Here is a 15,494-nt window from a genome sequence, read left to right on the forward strand (position 1 = left end):
CCATGCAAGAAGCAACAGTAGCAGAACAATCTAATAAAATATTTACAGATGTAAAAGAAGTTGAAATTACACGTGCGATTGCAAATGAATTTCATGATGTATTAATAGACAGAGCTGACTCAGATGTCATAATTATAGGAGCTGGTCCAGCAGGATTAACAGCTAGTAGAGAATTATCTAATATGGGTTTCAAAGTTCTCGTAATTGAACAAAATAACTACCTAGGCGGAGGATATTGGTTAGGCGGATACATGATGAATCCAGTTACAGTAAGAGAGCCAGCCCAGAAAATCTGGGATGAGTTAGGAGTACCATACAAAAAAGTTGCAGAAGGATTGTATCTAACTCCAGGACCACACGCAGTATCAAAATTAATTGCAGCAGCATGCGATGCAGGAGTAAAATTCCTTCAACTAACAAAATTCGACGACCTAGTATTGAAAAATGGCAGAGTCGCAGGAATTGTTGTGAATTGGATGCCAGTGTCAGCTTTACCACGAAACATAACTTGTGTAGATCCAGTTGCATTAGAGGCAAAAATCATCATCGATGCATCAGGTCACGATTCTGTTGCAGTAAAAAGACTCGTAGATAGAGGATTAGCCAAGTGGAAAGGAATGGAACCAATGCATGTCAATGACGGAGAAGAACATGTTGTTCATAAAACAGGTGAAGTTTATCCAGGATTGATTGCAGCAGGTATGTCAGTTACTGAAACACACGGACTAGCAAGAATGGGCCCAACATTTGGTTCCATGTTATATTCAGGTAAAAAAGCAGCTGAAATAACAGCAGCAAAAATCAAAGAGTTAGAAAGATAAGTCATCAAGACATATCTTTTTTATTGAAAATTTCTAAAATTATTCTATATGATGAACCAACAGTTCCTGAAATTCAATTAGATAGATTAAGAAAGTTTCTTGGAAACACGTTTCAAATTACAATTGAAATAAGAAAGAATTTGTTCAATAACTTAGATGATAAGACATATGAAAAAATTGCAAGCATTAGAATTTCAGACATTAAGAAACCATTTCAGAAACATTCTACTTCAGATGAAGATGTTTTAGTAGAAAAAAAGAGCATAGACATGTCTCAAGAAAAAGAACCCCCATTATATGATGGAGTGGAATTACAAAAAATTATTTCAGAAGTAATTCCAGATAGTGAAAATAGAAGAGATATACTAAACGTGGTTTTTACAAATAAGATTTCATGCACATTTGATGAATGTGATTATAGATATCATGCAAGAGCTTTGATTAGTTCCAATCCTGTAATAATTTCAACTACAGGCATGATAGAGGCCCCAGCAAAACCAAAACAATACTATCTGGATTTAATGACAAACTTTTCAGAAGATGCAATAGACGAAATCAAAAAAAGATACAAAGGCCAATTTTTAGAATATCATGATTCACGTTTATCAGAAATCGCAGAAGGCTACCTATTACAAGCCATTATGTATTATGAAACAGGAGAGGCGTTTTGCGATAATTCAGACTGCAGATTGTTTAATTCTCACTGGCAAGAAGAACTCATCCATTCCCAGATAGACAACAAAAAATTGTGTGAAAAACACCAAGAAATTCTAAATCAATTTAAACAGAATTAATGTCATCACGAATTTTTTTAGAAGATTCTTTTAACATTGATGATTCGGATTCATCAAGAACAATTGTATGTATTTCAGAAACGCCATTTTGATTAATTTTTACAGGAACACCCATTGCCACATCATTTTCACCGTATTCACCCTCAAGAACTACCGATGCCGTAAGAAATAGTTCTCTGGTATTGATGATGGTATTAATTACATCGTAGACATTTTTTGCAATACCAAACTGAGATCGGCTCTTATAATTTCTCAGAGTCTTCCAATAGTTTCGAATATCAAAAGTAATGTATTTTTTTTCAACATCATTAATCATAGAAGACAGAGATTTTCCTTCAACAGTTACGTTTGAAAAAATAGGAACCATTGAATCACCATGCTCCCCAAGAACTAATGCATTATTTATTGAGGATTGAGGCACAGATAATTTTTCTGATACAAAATAACGAAATCTGCTTGAATCAAGGCTTGAAGCAATGCCAATTACTTTAAATCTAGAAAAACCAGATTCTTTTTGAAAAAAATATGTCAAAACATCGGGAGGATTTGAAACCATTAAAATTATTGCAGATGGGCAATACTGTTTAATTTTTTTTGCAATCTCTTTTATCATATCTACTTGCGGATTTTTATTTTCGGTCCTTGATTTCGTGTATGAAACAGTACTTGCAGCTATAACTACAATGTCTGAACCAGATAATTCAGCATAGTCATCTGTTCCATGTATCGAAAATTTTGAAGATGCAGGGATTGCATTTGCAATATCCAATGATTCACCAATGGCTTTATCTCTACTACGATTGATCAACAAGACATCATCTAGTGCGTTTGCGACACAAAGGAATCCAATTGATGCACCAACTCGGCCGCTGCCAATTATTGAAATCAATTAAAACACAACCTGTTTATTTTACAATTAAAACAGGACAGCGAGTTTTTTGCGACACTCCATTTGCGACACTACCTAAGAGAACTTTATCAAAACCAGTTCTCCCATGAGAACCAATTACAATTAGATCATGTTTTCTTGATTTTGCAAAAGTTACGATGTCATTTACAACAGATTTTGAAGTGATTATCTGGGTTTTGATAGAAATGTTATTTTTCTCTGCAATAGATTCCAGTTTTTCAACATGTTTTTTTGTTACTTTGCTCTGTTTTTTAATTAATTCTTTATCGGCTCTTGCGTCATAATATTTGTGATGCCAAGCATCACCTTCAAGACATGTGAGAAGAGTTACTTTTGATTGATATTTTTTTGCCACATCTAATGCAACTTTAAAAGATCTAGTTGATTGATTGGATAGATCAAACGGAACAAGAATATTTTGAAACATTTCAAAACTCTTCCTTTTTACGAATGCTTTCCCTCTGACGCTTATTCTCACGATCAGAATATTCTCCTTCTAATTTTCGGCTTAATTCATCAGCAATTTTTAGAATATCCCAACCAGATGCAGTGTAAATCAATGTATTTTTGGAAGTCTTGACAGTTGCAGTAGCATCATAATGGGTTTTTGAACCTTCAGGATTTTGAAATTCTACTGTAATTTTTGCCTCAATGATATTTGATAACACTTTTTGAACTTTCTCCAAGGCAGAGCCAAACTTAGAAGAAAGTACTTCGTTTGCAGGTTCATCTTTGGATAAACCAATTACATACAAAGGAACAGGATCTGCCATACATTATTGGTATCATCTAGAAGTAAATATCTTTCTCAGTAATTACCAAATATGAAATTCAATGATGAATGTATTAATCCTTAATTAAGAAATAAAAATTAGAGAGATATTGGATGTCAAAGATATTAAATTATCAGAATTAATTTCAAAACCAATCACAGTAACGCAAAATACAACATTATTAAAAATCAGAGAGAGTCTATTAAAAAATAGAGTAAAACGTGTAGTTATTGTAGATAAGAAAAAACCTCTGGGCGTAATTACTGAAAAAGACATTGCAAAAAAAATCTATGAGTTAGGTTCAAAACCAATCAGTTCAGTAATAGCAAAGGAGTTTATCCCTAAGAAATTATTTACAATGACCCAAGACAATACTGTAACTCAATGTGCAATGATGATGAAGAAACATCGAATCAGTCTTGTCATCATCACAAATAAAGATGATACACTGCAAGGGATTGTAACTGAAACAGATCTAGTAAAAGCAGTCCTTACAAAAGAATCAACACCATACAAAGTTTCAGAAATTATGGAAAAAAATGTCATTACTGCATTACCAAGTGATCCTATATTACACATAGAAAGCCTATTACTGAAATATGCCATATCGAGAGTAATTATCAAAAGGAATCAAACCCCTGTAGGAGTCATCACATTCAGAGATTTTGTGCCTGCAAAAATACCTCAATGGATTGCAGATTCAGCTGATCCAAAAGAAGTTCAAGAATATAAATTCAAAAAAGGTTTAGAAGAAATTCATTCAAATCAAATGAGTTACCTGTTTCCATTTCATGCAACAGATATCATGTCATCCAACCCAATCACTGTAGACATAAATGATGATGTCAAGGTCGCAGTAACTTTAATGGTAAAGCACAACATTAGTGGGCTACCAGTAGTCAAAAAATCAAAATTAGTAGGCATTATTACAAAATCAGATATTGTAAATTCCTTAACAAAATAATTTTAGAAAAACAAATTACTTTACTATCATTATTGAACAAGATGAAGATTGACTAAGCTTATTTGAAACACTGCCAAGTAAAAATCGAGCAACAGTCCCCAGTCCTTTGTTACCGACAACAACCAAATTACATTTTTCTTCCTTGATTACTTTATCAATTTCATTTACAATGTTACCTTCTTTGATCAGAGATTTTCCACTAATTCCATTTTTAGAAAGAACCTCATTTGCATCACTCAGAATTTTTTTACCATATTTTCGTAAAAGTTGCAAGTATTCCTTACGATCTAAAAGATTTACAGGTATTGATTTTTCAACAACATAAATCAAAACAATTTGTGAGTCAAACGCATGTACCATTTCACATGCCCTTTGTAGAGCTTTTTTAGAATATTTTGAGCCGTCTAAAGGTACTAGGATTTTTTTAAAATTATTCATTTTACAATCAAAACCGGTTTTTTGGATTTGTGTAATACATAATTTGAAACACTGCCCAAAAACATTTCTTTTACACTTCCCCTTCCTCTTGCTCCAATAACTACCAAATCAACTTTATTTTTACTATTATTTACAAACCTTGCAATATCATATCCAGGATCACCTGCAAGAGATTTACCAGTTAATTGAATACCTTTTTTTGCTGCACGGACTTTTGCCTGTTCAAGTATTTTTTTTATTTCTTTCATTGTGTTAAAATCTAAGAAACCAAGTGGGTGGAGAGCATATATTCCAGGCATAGATTTTACTGCCAAGGCAGTAATTGTTCCATTTGATTGTCTTGCAAGATGAATTGCCATATCCAATCCACGAAAAGAGTTTTTTGAGCCGTCTAAAGGTACTAGGATTTTCTTTGTTTTTATAACCATATAGAATTTATCTCAATTGATAACTTAAAAGCATTCAGTGATTTTCCATGATGATTTTCAAGTATGATAATTTAGAAATCATATCATATAATTGAAAACAATAATTTTACCATGGAAGGAAGTACTTTTGTTAATGAAGTAATGACTAAAACTGTCTTAACTGCAGATAAATCTGTATCAATACAAGATGCCGCACAAAAAATGAAAGAGTTGAAAATAGGATGTGTAATTATCACGGAAGATTCTAAACCCATAGGAATTATCACTGAAAGGGATTTTGTTACAAAAGTTGCGGCTGAAGGCAGACCGTTATTTACAGAGATTTCAGAAGTAATGTCGTCTCCATTAATAACGATTGAACCTGAAGAGACAATTTGGGAAGCTTCAGAAATTATGAAAGAAAAAATGATTCACAAGTTACCAGTCAAAGAAAATGATGAGATTATAGGAATTGTGACCACTACAGACATTGTAAAATTATCAAGTGTCGGATCAGACTCGGAAATGCGCAGAATATGTGATCAAATAATTTTGAGAATGAAAGACTAATAATCAAAAAAAGATATTCACTTAAATTATTGAAAAAAATCTATCAAACATCATGATGGCAGCTGACGCAGGTGCAACAGTACTTGAAACAAATGATAGCGATCCTATGAAACCAGATAAGGCTAAAACAAAATTTGACGTAATAATTATCGGTGCAGGGCCATCAGGGTACACTGCAGGGATTTATTGTTCTAGAGCAGGTTACGACACATTGATTTTATCAGGCATACTTCCAGGTGGCCAATTAGTAAATACAACAGAAGTAGAGAATTACCCAGGATTTGAAAATGGGATAATGGGTCCAGATTTAATGATAGACATGAGAAAGCAATCTCAAAGAATGGGAACAACAATTATTGATGATGAAGCAGTTGATGTAGATTTTAGACGCAGCCCATTCAAAGTTTTAACAAGTTCTGAAGAATATGAGGGGCGTGCAGTAATCATCGCCACAGGTGCCAATCCAAGAAAAATGGGATTGGCAGGAGAGCAAACATTTGCAGGAAAAGGTGTTTCATATTGTGCAACATGTGATGGACCATTTTTTAGGAATCAAGAGATAGTTGTTGTTGGAGGTGGAGATTCAGCTATAGAAGAGGCAACGTTTCTAACAAAATTTGGCACAACTGTCCACATTATTCATCGAAGAGATGAACTGCGCGCAAGTAAAGTAATGCAAGAACGGGCATTTAATAATGAAAAAATAAAAATCCATTGGGACTCAGCTGTAACAGACATCAAAGGTGATCAAAAAATGCAACAAGTTATTATTAAAAATCTAAAAACAAACGAAGAATCAACAATTAATGCAGGAGGTCTTTTTGTTGCAATAGGGCATGAACCAAATACAAAATTATTCAAAGGACAAATAGATTTGGATGATGAAGGATATGTTGTCTTAAAAAATAAAACTCACACCAACATTGAAGGGGTTTTTGCAGCAGGAGATGTTCATGATAGAAGTTACAGACAAGCAATTACTGCAGCAGGTTATGGATGCATGGCTGCAATTGATGTCGATAAATATCTAACAGAAAGCGCAGACAAAAAAGAATGAAGAATGCACTATGCAAAAAGTGTCTAAAAAAATTTCAACAAAAAGAAATCTTTACAATTCAGCAATTCCAATATAGGAAGATTCCCACATACAGTTGGTCTCTTGATTATTTCAAAAAATTAGGAATTGATGAATGGGATTCCTTCTGCAGTAATTGCATACTAGAGTATTCCAAAAAATCCAAAGACGAATGGAATAAATTAAAAGTTTAAACAATTTTGCAGGCAATTAGGTAGTAAGTCATGGACAATACAGATAATCTTAAAAATTCAATAAATGACGCTAGCGGAAAACTTGCAAAAGTAGGAACAGAATTAGCAAAAATCAAATTTAGTTACAAGGTTGAAGAAAAAGCATCCAAAGATTATTGGATGAAAAGAATGAATGAATTCAAAAATCACAATGATAAATCTTTAGAATATTATAATCAAGTTCATGCCATGATGAATTTAGTTAACAAGGAAGAATCACAAATGTTTCTATTACGCATAAGTAAATTTCGACAATTAGGTTTGGAATTATTAGAAATCATGCAAAAAATCAAAGATAATCCATCAATAACAGATCCTAAAGACAAACAGCAAAGTCAATGGAGTAAAGAAATTAAAAACAATCTAAACGAACAAAGTGGAAAATGCCTTAATCATGAAAGAGACATGAATCAAACGTTTAGAGATTTTTATCAAAATCAATTAAAGCAAATTCTAGATTCCTAGTATGCCAAATCAGACATATGTTTTGCCTTTTTCAAAGAATTTTCAAATTCCTCTTCAGTCATGACATTTTGTAAAGCATAAACACTCTTGAACTTTCTTCCATCATCAGCAAAAATTCCCACTACACAAGCATCTCCATCAACAGGGTATTTTTTCATACATGCATAAACTGCTGCAGATGAGGGGCTAATCAAAAGTTGATCTTTTTCAAAAACATCTTTTACAACATCAAATGCTTCTTTATTATCAACAGAAACCCAATCATCAACAACGTTTTCACGTTTTAAAAATAAATCAGGTTTTGCAGATTCTTCAAAGTTTCGCCATCCTTGAATTAAGTGATTTTGTTGTGGTTGGCAACCAATTATCTTAACATCAGGATTTTTTTCTTTAAGAAAAGTTCCAATTCCTGTAATTGTTCCACCAGTACCAACACCTGTAAAGAAATGAGTTATTTTTCCTTCTGTCTGTTTCCAGATTTCAGGACCAGTTCCAACATAATGACCCTTGAAATTTGCCTCGTTTGCATATTGGTTTGGGGAATAATATGTGTCAGGTCTTGATGATGCAATAGAAGTTGCTAATGCAATACTTTGATCTGTTCCAGCACCAACTTTAGGACACAAATCATCACTTGTTTCAAACACTTTAGCCCCGAGATTCCTAATGATATCTTTGGTCTCATTACTGGCTTTTTCAGGAATTACAATCTCTACTTTATACCCCAATACATTTGCAATACCAGTTAAGGCAATTCCAGTATTGCCAGAAGTAGGTTCTATGATAATGCTTTTTCCTTTAGTTAAAATTCCTCGCTCTTCACCATCTTTAATCATCCAATATGCAGCTCTGTCTTTTACAGAACCAAATGGATTATGCCCTTCCAGTTTTGCAAAATATTCAACATTATCATGAGAAAGTGAATTTAATTTTACGAGAGGAGTATTTCCCACTCTACTCAAGACATCTGTATCAGTAACAGTAGTCATTATTCCGGTTATTTCACCTTTTTAATTTGAAATGTAATTACATTTCCATCTTTTGATAAATCCAATAACTCATGACCGTTTCTTGTAACCCATCTAGAAATATCATCTTCAGCAGCAGGATCATCAGCAGAAACAGTCAAAGTTTCACCAACTTGCATTCTTTCAATTTCAATTTTTGTCCTAAACACAGGTTCAGGACAAAACAATCCAGTTGCATCTAATTTTTTTTCAGTAGAATCAGACATCGATATCTAATTCATCAAAGGCGTTTTGTCATATTAAAATCTATTTGAGTTTAGCTTGTCCTACTTTATCTTACAATGTCATTTTGAAAATAGTAGCAAGGTTTCTATCTTTCATAAAACTAGGATCCTGATTTTGTAGATTGATTTTTTGTGAAATTCGTCTCATCGAATAAAGTGCAATTTTGTAGAATAATGGCCACATAGAACTATTCTGATTTGAATCATATAATCTTAATAGTAATGTGAAAAGCCATTTTGCATTTGGATAATGTTCTGAAATATAATCAACTATGTATTCTTTAGAATTATTAATTTTGTATTTTAGATGATCCAGGGTTTCTGATTGTGAGACATAACCTGTTTGAGAAACACGGATGTCCCCAGATTTCATTGCTTGTAAAATATCATCAAGATTATTTTCAGAATTAATCACATTAACACATCTTCCAAGAGTTGATAAAACATGTGAATCACTACCGGCAACTTGAGTCATGTTATTATCTAGAGCAAATTGAGTGGCACGAGCGTTTGATAAAATATCAACGTTATTACTATTGAAAACCTCAACCATATCACATTTTTTTGCATTATCACGCAACGCGTTAATCAAACCAAATGGATGTGGAGCAGATGAGACACCACCCTGATCTCGCACTTTATCAATTACTTCTTCAAGAGATATTCCTGTAGGAATTTCATCATGAATGCCATAGGCTAAAACATGAGCCCCATTATCGATTGTTATTTCTTCAGCAGGGTACACATTAATTTTTTTGAATTTCTCATGATCATTTTTGTATTCAAGCAATTGACGGTACCCATCAAGCGTATTGTGATTTGTTACAAAAATTGCATCCAATCCCAAATTAAATGAACGTTCAAGTTGATCACGTATTGAGATATTACAATCATATGAAGGTTCACCTTCACCCACATGGAAATTTGAAAATGAGTTATGACAATGTAGTTCAGTAGCAATAGACATTTTCACATAATATAGGTCTCTTTTGATTATTAACCCTATTGAAAAATAGAACTATCTGAAAAGGTCTTCGTGTTCAGGCCGAATTATTTCATCTATAACATGATCTTGAATTTCAAATGAGTAACCACGAACTATAGTGATAGGGATTTTTAGGGATTTGCCCATCACTAGTTCTGCAGCCGATGAAATCTCATCAGCTACAGCAATTGCAGTGACACGTAAAATCTTTTGAAATGAATCATGTGTACCAGCATAATCAATTATTGGATTTAATCCAGAAATACCTATGGCACAATTAGTTTGACCCATTCTAAAAGGACGTCCAAAGGTATCAGAAATAATAACAGCCACATTTTTGTTAGTTTGTTTTAAAATATTGAAACGAATTGATTCAGCAGAGATATCTGAATTAATTGGCAATAGTGTCGCATATCCTTCTTGCACATTACTTTCATCAATACCCGCATTTGCACAAATAAATCCATTATTTGTTTCAACAATTAAAATTCCATTTTTCATTCGTACAATTCGTTTTGATTCAGATAAGATTAATTCAACTAGACGAGGATCTTTTTGATATTGAGAGCCAATTCCTTGAGATAATAATGAAGGTTCAACAGTAGATAATTTTACAATTCTTCCCTCTTGTTTTGAGATTATTTTTTGTGCGATTACTAAAATATCACCATCATGTAATTGGCAAGATCCCATTACCAATTCAGATATCTCGTCTGATGGTTCTATTTCTTTTTCAATGAGAACAGGAATAATTTCCAAGTAAGAGTACTAAAAAGATGACCTAAAAAATTGTTTAGGCAGGGGTTATTGTTTCCAGTTCCATTTTGTAATGCTTGTTGATAATATCTAAAACTTTTGAGAGATCTTTTTCTTCCAGAGTAGTAGTAGCCAAGTCTTTGACTAAATCCTGAGCCCTATAAGCAATACCTAATCCACAAATATCAAATAGTTTTACATCATTTGCCCCATCAACAACACAAACAATATCCTCTTTTTTCTCACCCCATTCTGCAATTTTTATTTTAGCAGACTTTGATTTATCAGAATCAACATGAATTACAACACCATCCAATTTCCCATCTTTGAATTTTAATTCGTTTGAATAAACATAATCTAATCCTAATTCTTTTTGCAATCTATCCATCATTAATGTGAATCCTCCAGAAACTGCCATGAGTTTCCATCCAGCAGATTTTAAGACTCTACAAAGTTCCTTTGCGCCAGTCATTATAGGTAATGCATCTGCTACTTCCTGACATGTTTTTTCATCAAGACCTCTAAGTGCAGCAACTCTTGTTTTCAAGCCTTCTTCCCAGTTGATTTTACCCTGAATTCCTTGTTTGGTTATTTCCCAAATCTCATCTTCTTTGTTTAGTTTTTCTGCAAGAATAGGAAGGTATTCTTCATCATATAAAACACCTTCAACATCAAAAATTACAAGCAATGGATTTCTGATTTGGAAAAAAATTGCTAATTATATTAAAGTTTAAACTTTTTTGAGATCCAAAAAACGCTAGTAATAAATCACCGTTTGTTTTATGGTTATACATGGCAGAATTAGAACACAAATACGAAGTAGACATCAATGAAAAAGAAGGAAGACAAAAACTGCCTCAAGAAGTCAAAGATGAATTAAAAGCATCAGGCATGATGGATGAAAAAGGGAAATTGAAACTTAAAGGCGTTAGTCCAAAAATGCTCAAAAAAATGAAGCAAGAGTATGTAGACTGTCCAGTTTTAAAAGAAGAAATTCAGTTTATCCAGTGTTTTGTGTGCCCTAATTTCCAAAGTAGAGTGATGGGTAAAGTTCTCTGTAAAGGGGATGCACTTTAAAATTCTGAAATAAATTCTAACAGTAAAATTCTCACGAAAGGCTCATTAGTTAAATTAATTCTTGGACTTTTAGTTTGAGTAAAGAAGATGTCGGAATCACAGTTTCAAAAAATGCAGATTTTAGTGAATGGTATACCCAGGTTGTTCTAAAAGCAAAACTTGCAGATTATGCACCTGTTAAGGGATTAATTGTTCTAAGACCAGACGGATATTCTATTTGGGAATCATTAAGAAGCACATTTGATAAAAAATTTGCAAAAAATGGGATAAGAAACGGATTTCTACCAATATTAATTCCAGAATCTTTGTTAGGAAAAGAACAAAAACATTTTGCAGGATTTAATCCAGAAGTATTTTGGGTTACTCATTCAGGGACAAATGAAATTGGAGATAGGCTTGCTCTAAGACCAACATCAGAGACCTTGGCATATACAATGTATGCGAAATGGATTCAAAGTTGGAGGGATTTACCATTAAAAATCAATTTTTGGAATACAGCATTGAGGGCAGAAATCAAAGCAACAAAGCCATTTCTAAGAACCTCAGAATTTTTGTGGCAAGAAGGTCACACGGTTCATACAACTCAAGAAGAAGCTGAAAAAGAAGTGATGAAGATTTTAGAGATTTACAAAAACACTGTTGAAGAAGAATTGGCAATACCAGTAACAACAGGAAAGAAAAGTGAAAAAGAGAAGTTCGTAGGAGCAGTATATACAACCACAATGGAATCAATTATGCCAGATGGAAAAGCATTGCAGATGGGAACATCTCATTTTCTAGGACAGAATTTTTCAAAACCATTTGAAGTAAAATTTGCAGATAAAGATAATGTAGAGCATTTTGCTTGGCAGACTTCATGGGGAGTTTCATGGAGATTAATTGGTGCGATGATAATGGCACACGGTGATGACAAAGGTCTAGTATTGCCACCTAATGTCGCACCAACTCAAGTTGTGATTGTTCCAATTTACAAAAATGAAGAAGGAAAAGAGAAAGTACTATCCAAGGTAGATGAAATTAAAAAACAGTTAGAAACAAAAGAAATTCGTGTACACGTAGATGATAGAAGTGGTCTATCTCCAGGTTACAAATTTAATGATTGGGAATTAAAAGGAGTACCATTAAGAATAGAGATAGGACCTAAAGATATTGAAAAACAAAGTATTGTAATTGCAAAAAGACACAATAGAGAAAAATCAACTTTGAGTTTTAATGAAATTGAAAAAATATTCACAATATTACAAGAAATTCAAAAGGAGATGTTAGAAAAGGCCAAAGAGCAAGCAAAAGAAAACACAATAGAGATTTCAAATTATGACGAGTTTAAATCAAAAATTGAGAGGGGAGGATTCTTCAATGCTCCTTGGTGCGGAAAATTAGAATGTGAAGAAAAAATTAAAGAAGAAACTGGAGCAGATATTCGGGTAATTCCATTTGGAAGTGAAAATGAAGATCTGAAATGCATGTACTGTAAAGAACAGAGTCTGTCAAAACCTGTTTTTGCTAGAGGGTACTAGAACAAATTCAGCCACAAATATAATAATAGATTAAAATAATTTTTCAATAATGTCCTCAAATCAGGAATTAGATCAAAAAAATGCGGTTTTAGAACAATTTAGAGAAACTCGAAGTAGGACATTAGAACTTGTAAAAACTTTGGAGAAAGATGATTTTGTTGTTCAGACGGCATCATATATGAGCCCACCAAAATGGCACATCGGTCACGTTAGTTGGATTTACGAGGCCATTATGAGTAAAATAGACAAAAATTATGAGTTTTATTCAAAAGAATTTTCAGAATATCTTAATTCATACTATCAACAATTTGGAGTTCCACACGATAAGGGCTTAAGGGGAGTAGTATCACGACCCACAGTTGATCAGATATTTCAATATTTTAATACAATTAATCAAAGAGTAGAGCGTTTTATTGAATCAAAAAATATCAGTTCTGAGGAAATGAGATTAATCATCATGGGTTTCCATCATGAATGTCAACATCAAGAGCTTCTAGTATACGACTTGCAGCATCTTTTAGCAGAGCAATATAATCCTGTTAAGAAAAATAAAATCTCAAAACAAAGCAATCCAGAAAAAAGATCAGTTAGAATCAATGGAGGTCTTTACACCATGGGATATAACGGAGATGACTTTTGTTATGACATTGAACTTCCAGAACACAAAGTATACCTTAATGATTTTAAGATAGACGTTTTTCCCATTACAAACGAAGAATATCTAAAATTTGTAGAAGACGGAGGATATGATACATACAAATTTTGGCTATCAGATGGATGGGAAAAAGTAAAAGAGAATAATTGGAGTGCACCAATGTATTGGGAAAAAATTGATGACGAATGGCATGTCAGAGACTTTTTAGGGATTAGAAAAATCAATCCAAATGAACCTGTATGTCATGTCAGTTATTATGAAGCAGATGCATACTGTAAGTGGGCTGGAAAAAGACTTCCTACTGAGGCAGAATGGGAAAAAGCTTCATGCTGGAATGAGGAAAAAAGTGAAAAGACAGTCTATCCTTGGGGAAATGACAAACCAACAAACGAAAAATGTAATTTACTTGAATCATATGTTTGGGGATGCTCAGAGATTGGCACATATCCAAACGGTGCAAGTCAATATGGATGTCAGCAAATGATTGGAGATGTTTGGGAATGGACTTCATCAGAATTTACTGGATATCCAGGATTCAAATCAGGATTTGACGAGTATAATGACAAATGGTTTACAAATCAAAAAGTTTTGAGAGGAGGATCTTTTGCCACACCAGAAATGTCAATTAGAGGAAGTTATAGGAATTTTTTCAGATTGGATGAACGTTGGCTACTATCAGGTTTTAGATGTGCAGAAGATATCTAATTCTTAGATATCAAAGTTAGTGAAAAATGGCTCTTATCATCTAACCATGTATGTTTAATTTCAAACCCCACATCATCTAGAAGTTTGTTAATTTGAGATAATCTATACTTGTGAGAGTATTCTGTATGTATCAATTCATCTTTTTCCAATTTCAACATAAGGTTAGATTTAGAAATCACTACAGATTGATCAACTAGAGATTTCAAATACATCTCAATCCTTTGATCATTTTCGTTATACAGAGAATGGTGTGAGAAATTTTTTAAATTAAAATCAGCATCCAGTTCATCATTGATTCTTGAAAGAACATTCAAGTTAAATTCTGCAGTAACACCCTGTGAATCATTGTATGCAGATTCCAAAATCTGCTTATCCTTTACCAAATCAAGTCCAATGAGAAAGAGATCCCCTTTTTTCATTGTGGAGTTTATTTTTGTAAAAACTCATATCCATCCTTTGGCGGGAAATTTCCAAAACTAGAACCTAAAAATAAAATTAAATTTTTCTTATCATCATAGTCTTTTAAAAATTCTAAACCTCCCTCATAGGTGTCAATTATTCCAGTAATATGCAAATTTTCATAATCACGCAGGAGATCCTCTGAACTTTCTGCAAGAATCTCAGAAATATCAATTGGAAAATATTCAACAGACCCATATAATTTTGAGAAAATATCAAGGATTATTCGGGTCTTTACAGATGCGCCACTGCCTAATTCAACGACTCGGAATGTTTGATTAAGATATGAAGGCAACTCATCTTTGAGGTTATTTAAAATCATTATTTCAGTCTTAGTAGGATAGTATTCAGGTAATGTGCAGATTTTTTCAAACAAATCTGAGCCTTTTTTATCATAGAAGAACTTGGGAGAAATGAATTTGCCAGTTCTATTCAAACTGAAAGAAATCTCTTCAGCAAAGGTTTTTTCTATTTTACTGGAATGAGGTTTGAAATATTGCAGTCTATCATCAATTATGAATTTTTTATAGTTAAGATTTTTTTGTAAAGTATCATTCAAGTATTAATTCAGACTTAATTAACATAAATGCGTTATCCTAAATTTTATGCGTAAATCATATTTCTTGATATACTTCTTT

Annotated in this window: 20 protein-coding genes and 1 pseudogene; 10 read left to right on the top strand and 11 right to left on the bottom strand. The window is 32.9% G+C overall.

Features of this window, described 5'->3' with window-relative positions:
• The first annotated feature begins 2 nt into the window (after positions 1-2).
• Both NADRNF5_RS07005 and NADRNF5_RS07010 read left to right on the top strand, forming a co-directional pair.
• Positions 3-821, top strand: a complete 819-nt coding sequence (locus NADRNF5_RS07005) for a sulfide-dependent adenosine diphosphate thiazole synthase (RefSeq protein ID WP_048116532.1) — start codon at positions 3-5, stop codon at positions 819-821.
• A gap of 23 nt (positions 822-844) precedes the next feature.
• Complete coding sequence (locus NADRNF5_RS07010) at positions 845-1,615, top strand: DUF6775 family putative metallopeptidase (protein WP_048116542.1); 771 nt, start codon at positions 845-847, stop codon at positions 1,613-1,615.
• Here the strand turns inward: NADRNF5_RS07010 and NADRNF5_RS07015 are convergent.
• From NADRNF5_RS07015 to NADRNF5_RS07025, 3 genes are read right to left on the bottom strand one after another with little or no spacing between them, the layout of a single operon-like run.
• Positions 1,602-2,504 carry a malate dehydrogenase gene (locus NADRNF5_RS07015; RefSeq protein ID WP_048116545.1) on the bottom strand — a complete coding sequence of 301 codons (903 nt, stop codon included), beginning with the start codon at positions 2,502-2,504 and terminating at the stop codon, positions 1,602-1,604. The two genes, NADRNF5_RS07010 and NADRNF5_RS07015, sit on opposite strands and share 14 nt — an antisense overlap.
• A 16-nt stretch (positions 2,505-2,520) precedes the next feature.
• A complete protein-coding gene (locus NADRNF5_RS07020) occupies positions 2,521-2,952 on the bottom strand; it encodes a universal stress protein (protein ID WP_048116549.1) in 432 nt (143 codons plus the stop codon).
• A 1-nt stretch (position 2,953) separates the two neighbouring features.
• Positions 2,954-3,298, bottom strand: coding sequence for a hypothetical protein (locus tag NADRNF5_RS07025; protein ID WP_048116552.1), 345 nt, complete (start codon positions 3,296-3,298; stop codon positions 2,954-2,956).
• Between the two features lie 109 nt (positions 3,299-3,407).
• Here NADRNF5_RS07025 and NADRNF5_RS07030 point away from each other — a divergent pair, with 109 nt between their 5' ends.
• Positions 3,408-4,262, top strand: a complete 855-nt coding sequence (locus NADRNF5_RS07030; protein ID WP_048116555.1) for a CBS domain-containing protein — start codon at positions 3,408-3,410, stop codon at positions 4,260-4,262.
• 15 nt (positions 4,263-4,277) lie between these two features.
• Here NADRNF5_RS07030 and NADRNF5_RS07035 read toward each other — a convergent pair whose 3' ends face one another.
• Positions 4,278-4,700, bottom strand: a complete 423-nt coding sequence (locus tag NADRNF5_RS07035) for a universal stress protein (RefSeq protein WP_048116558.1) — start codon at positions 4,698-4,700, stop codon at positions 4,278-4,280.
• Positions 4,697-5,128, bottom strand: coding sequence for a universal stress protein (locus NADRNF5_RS07040; RefSeq protein WP_048116561.1), 432 nt, complete (start codon positions 5,126-5,128; stop codon positions 4,697-4,699). Before NADRNF5_RS07040 ends, NADRNF5_RS07035 begins: the two co-directional genes overlap by 4 nt.
• A 111-nt stretch (positions 5,129-5,239) precedes the next feature.
• On the opposite strand from NADRNF5_RS07040, the gene NADRNF5_RS07045 reads away from it, so the two are divergent.
• From NADRNF5_RS07045 to NADRNF5_RS07060, 4 genes are read left to right on the top strand one after another with little or no spacing between them, the layout of a single operon-like run.
• Entirely contained in the window at positions 5,240-5,677 is a 438-nt protein-coding gene (locus tag NADRNF5_RS07045; RefSeq protein ID WP_048116564.1) for a CBS domain-containing protein, read from the top strand.
• Positions 5,678-5,729: 52 nt separating this feature from the next.
• Positions 5,730-6,734 (top strand): thioredoxin-disulfide reductase, encoded by a 1,005-nt coding sequence (gene trxB / locus NADRNF5_RS07050; protein WP_048116567.1) that lies wholly within the window; start codon positions 5,730-5,732, stop codon positions 6,732-6,734.
• Positions 6,731-6,946: a hypothetical protein gene (locus NADRNF5_RS07055; protein WP_048116575.1), complete on the top strand. Its 216-nt coding sequence runs from the start codon at positions 6,731-6,733 to the stop codon at positions 6,944-6,946. The genes trxB and NADRNF5_RS07055 overlap by 4 nt, the downstream gene beginning before the upstream one ends.
• A gap of 30 nt (positions 6,947-6,976) precedes the next feature.
• Complete coding sequence (locus tag NADRNF5_RS07060; protein ID WP_048116578.1) at positions 6,977-7,450, top strand: hypothetical protein; 474 nt, start codon at positions 6,977-6,979, stop codon at positions 7,448-7,450.
• On the opposite strand, the gene NADRNF5_RS07065 is transcribed toward NADRNF5_RS07060, so the two are convergent.
• The 5 genes from NADRNF5_RS07065 to serB all read right to left on the bottom strand — a co-directional run bounded on the left by NADRNF5_RS07065 (position 7,447) and on the right by serB (position 11,131).
• On the bottom strand, positions 7,447-8,439 hold the full coding sequence (locus tag NADRNF5_RS07065; protein ID WP_048116582.1) for a cysteine synthase family protein: 993 nt from the start codon (positions 8,437-8,439) through the stop codon (positions 7,447-7,449). The genes NADRNF5_RS07060 and NADRNF5_RS07065 overlap by 4 nt on opposite strands.
• Before the next feature lie 8 nt (positions 8,440-8,447).
• Entirely contained in the window at positions 8,448-8,684 is a 237-nt protein-coding gene (locus NADRNF5_RS07070; RefSeq protein ID WP_048116584.1) for a sulfurtransferase TusA family protein, read from the bottom strand.
• A gap of 70 nt (positions 8,685-8,754) precedes the next feature.
• Complete coding sequence (locus NADRNF5_RS07075) at positions 8,755-9,669, bottom strand: PHP-associated domain-containing protein (protein WP_048119304.1); 915 nt, start codon at positions 9,667-9,669, stop codon at positions 8,755-8,757.
• A gap of 51 nt (positions 9,670-9,720) precedes the next feature.
• Positions 9,721-10,446: a coenzyme F420-0:L-glutamate ligase gene (cofE, locus tag NADRNF5_RS07080; RefSeq protein WP_048116587.1), complete on the bottom strand. Its 726-nt coding sequence runs from the start codon at positions 10,444-10,446 to the stop codon at positions 9,721-9,723.
• Positions 10,447-10,480: 34 nt separating this feature from the next.
• Positions 10,481-11,131: a phosphoserine phosphatase SerB gene (gene serB / locus NADRNF5_RS07085; RefSeq protein ID WP_048116590.1), complete on the bottom strand. Its 651-nt coding sequence runs from the start codon at positions 11,129-11,131 to the stop codon at positions 10,481-10,483.
• 104 nt (positions 11,132-11,235) lie between these two features.
• Here serB and NADRNF5_RS07090 point away from each other — a divergent pair, with 104 nt between their 5' ends.
• From NADRNF5_RS07090 to egtB, 3 genes are all read left to right on the top strand, one after another.
• Complete coding sequence (locus NADRNF5_RS07090; RefSeq protein ID WP_048116593.1) at positions 11,236-11,520, top strand: hypothetical protein; 285 nt, start codon at positions 11,236-11,238, stop codon at positions 11,518-11,520.
• A gap of 74 nt (positions 11,521-11,594) precedes the next feature.
• Positions 11,595-13,037, top strand: a complete 1,443-nt coding sequence (gene proS, locus NADRNF5_RS07095; RefSeq protein WP_048116596.1) for a proline--tRNA ligase — start codon at positions 11,595-11,597, stop codon at positions 13,035-13,037.
• Positions 13,038-13,086: 49 nt separating this feature from the next.
• Positions 13,087-14,397 carry an ergothioneine biosynthesis protein EgtB gene (gene egtB / locus NADRNF5_RS07100; RefSeq protein ID WP_048116599.1) on the top strand — a complete coding sequence of 437 codons (1,311 nt, stop codon included), beginning with the start codon at positions 13,087-13,089 and terminating at the stop codon, positions 14,395-14,397.
• On the opposite strand, the pseudogene egtD reads toward egtB, so the two are convergent.
• Positions 14,394-15,415, bottom strand: a pseudogene (egtD, locus tag NADRNF5_RS11860) (L-histidine N(alpha)-methyltransferase). The gene egtB and the pseudogene egtD sit on opposite strands and share 4 nt — an antisense overlap.
• Between the last annotated feature and the right edge of the window lie 79 nt (positions 15,416-15,494).

Source organism: Nitrosopumilus adriaticus (assembly GCF_000956175.1).
In the GTDB taxonomy this organism is placed as follows: Archaea; Thermoproteota; Nitrososphaeria; order Nitrososphaerales; family Nitrosopumilaceae; genus Nitrosopumilus; species Nitrosopumilus adriaticus.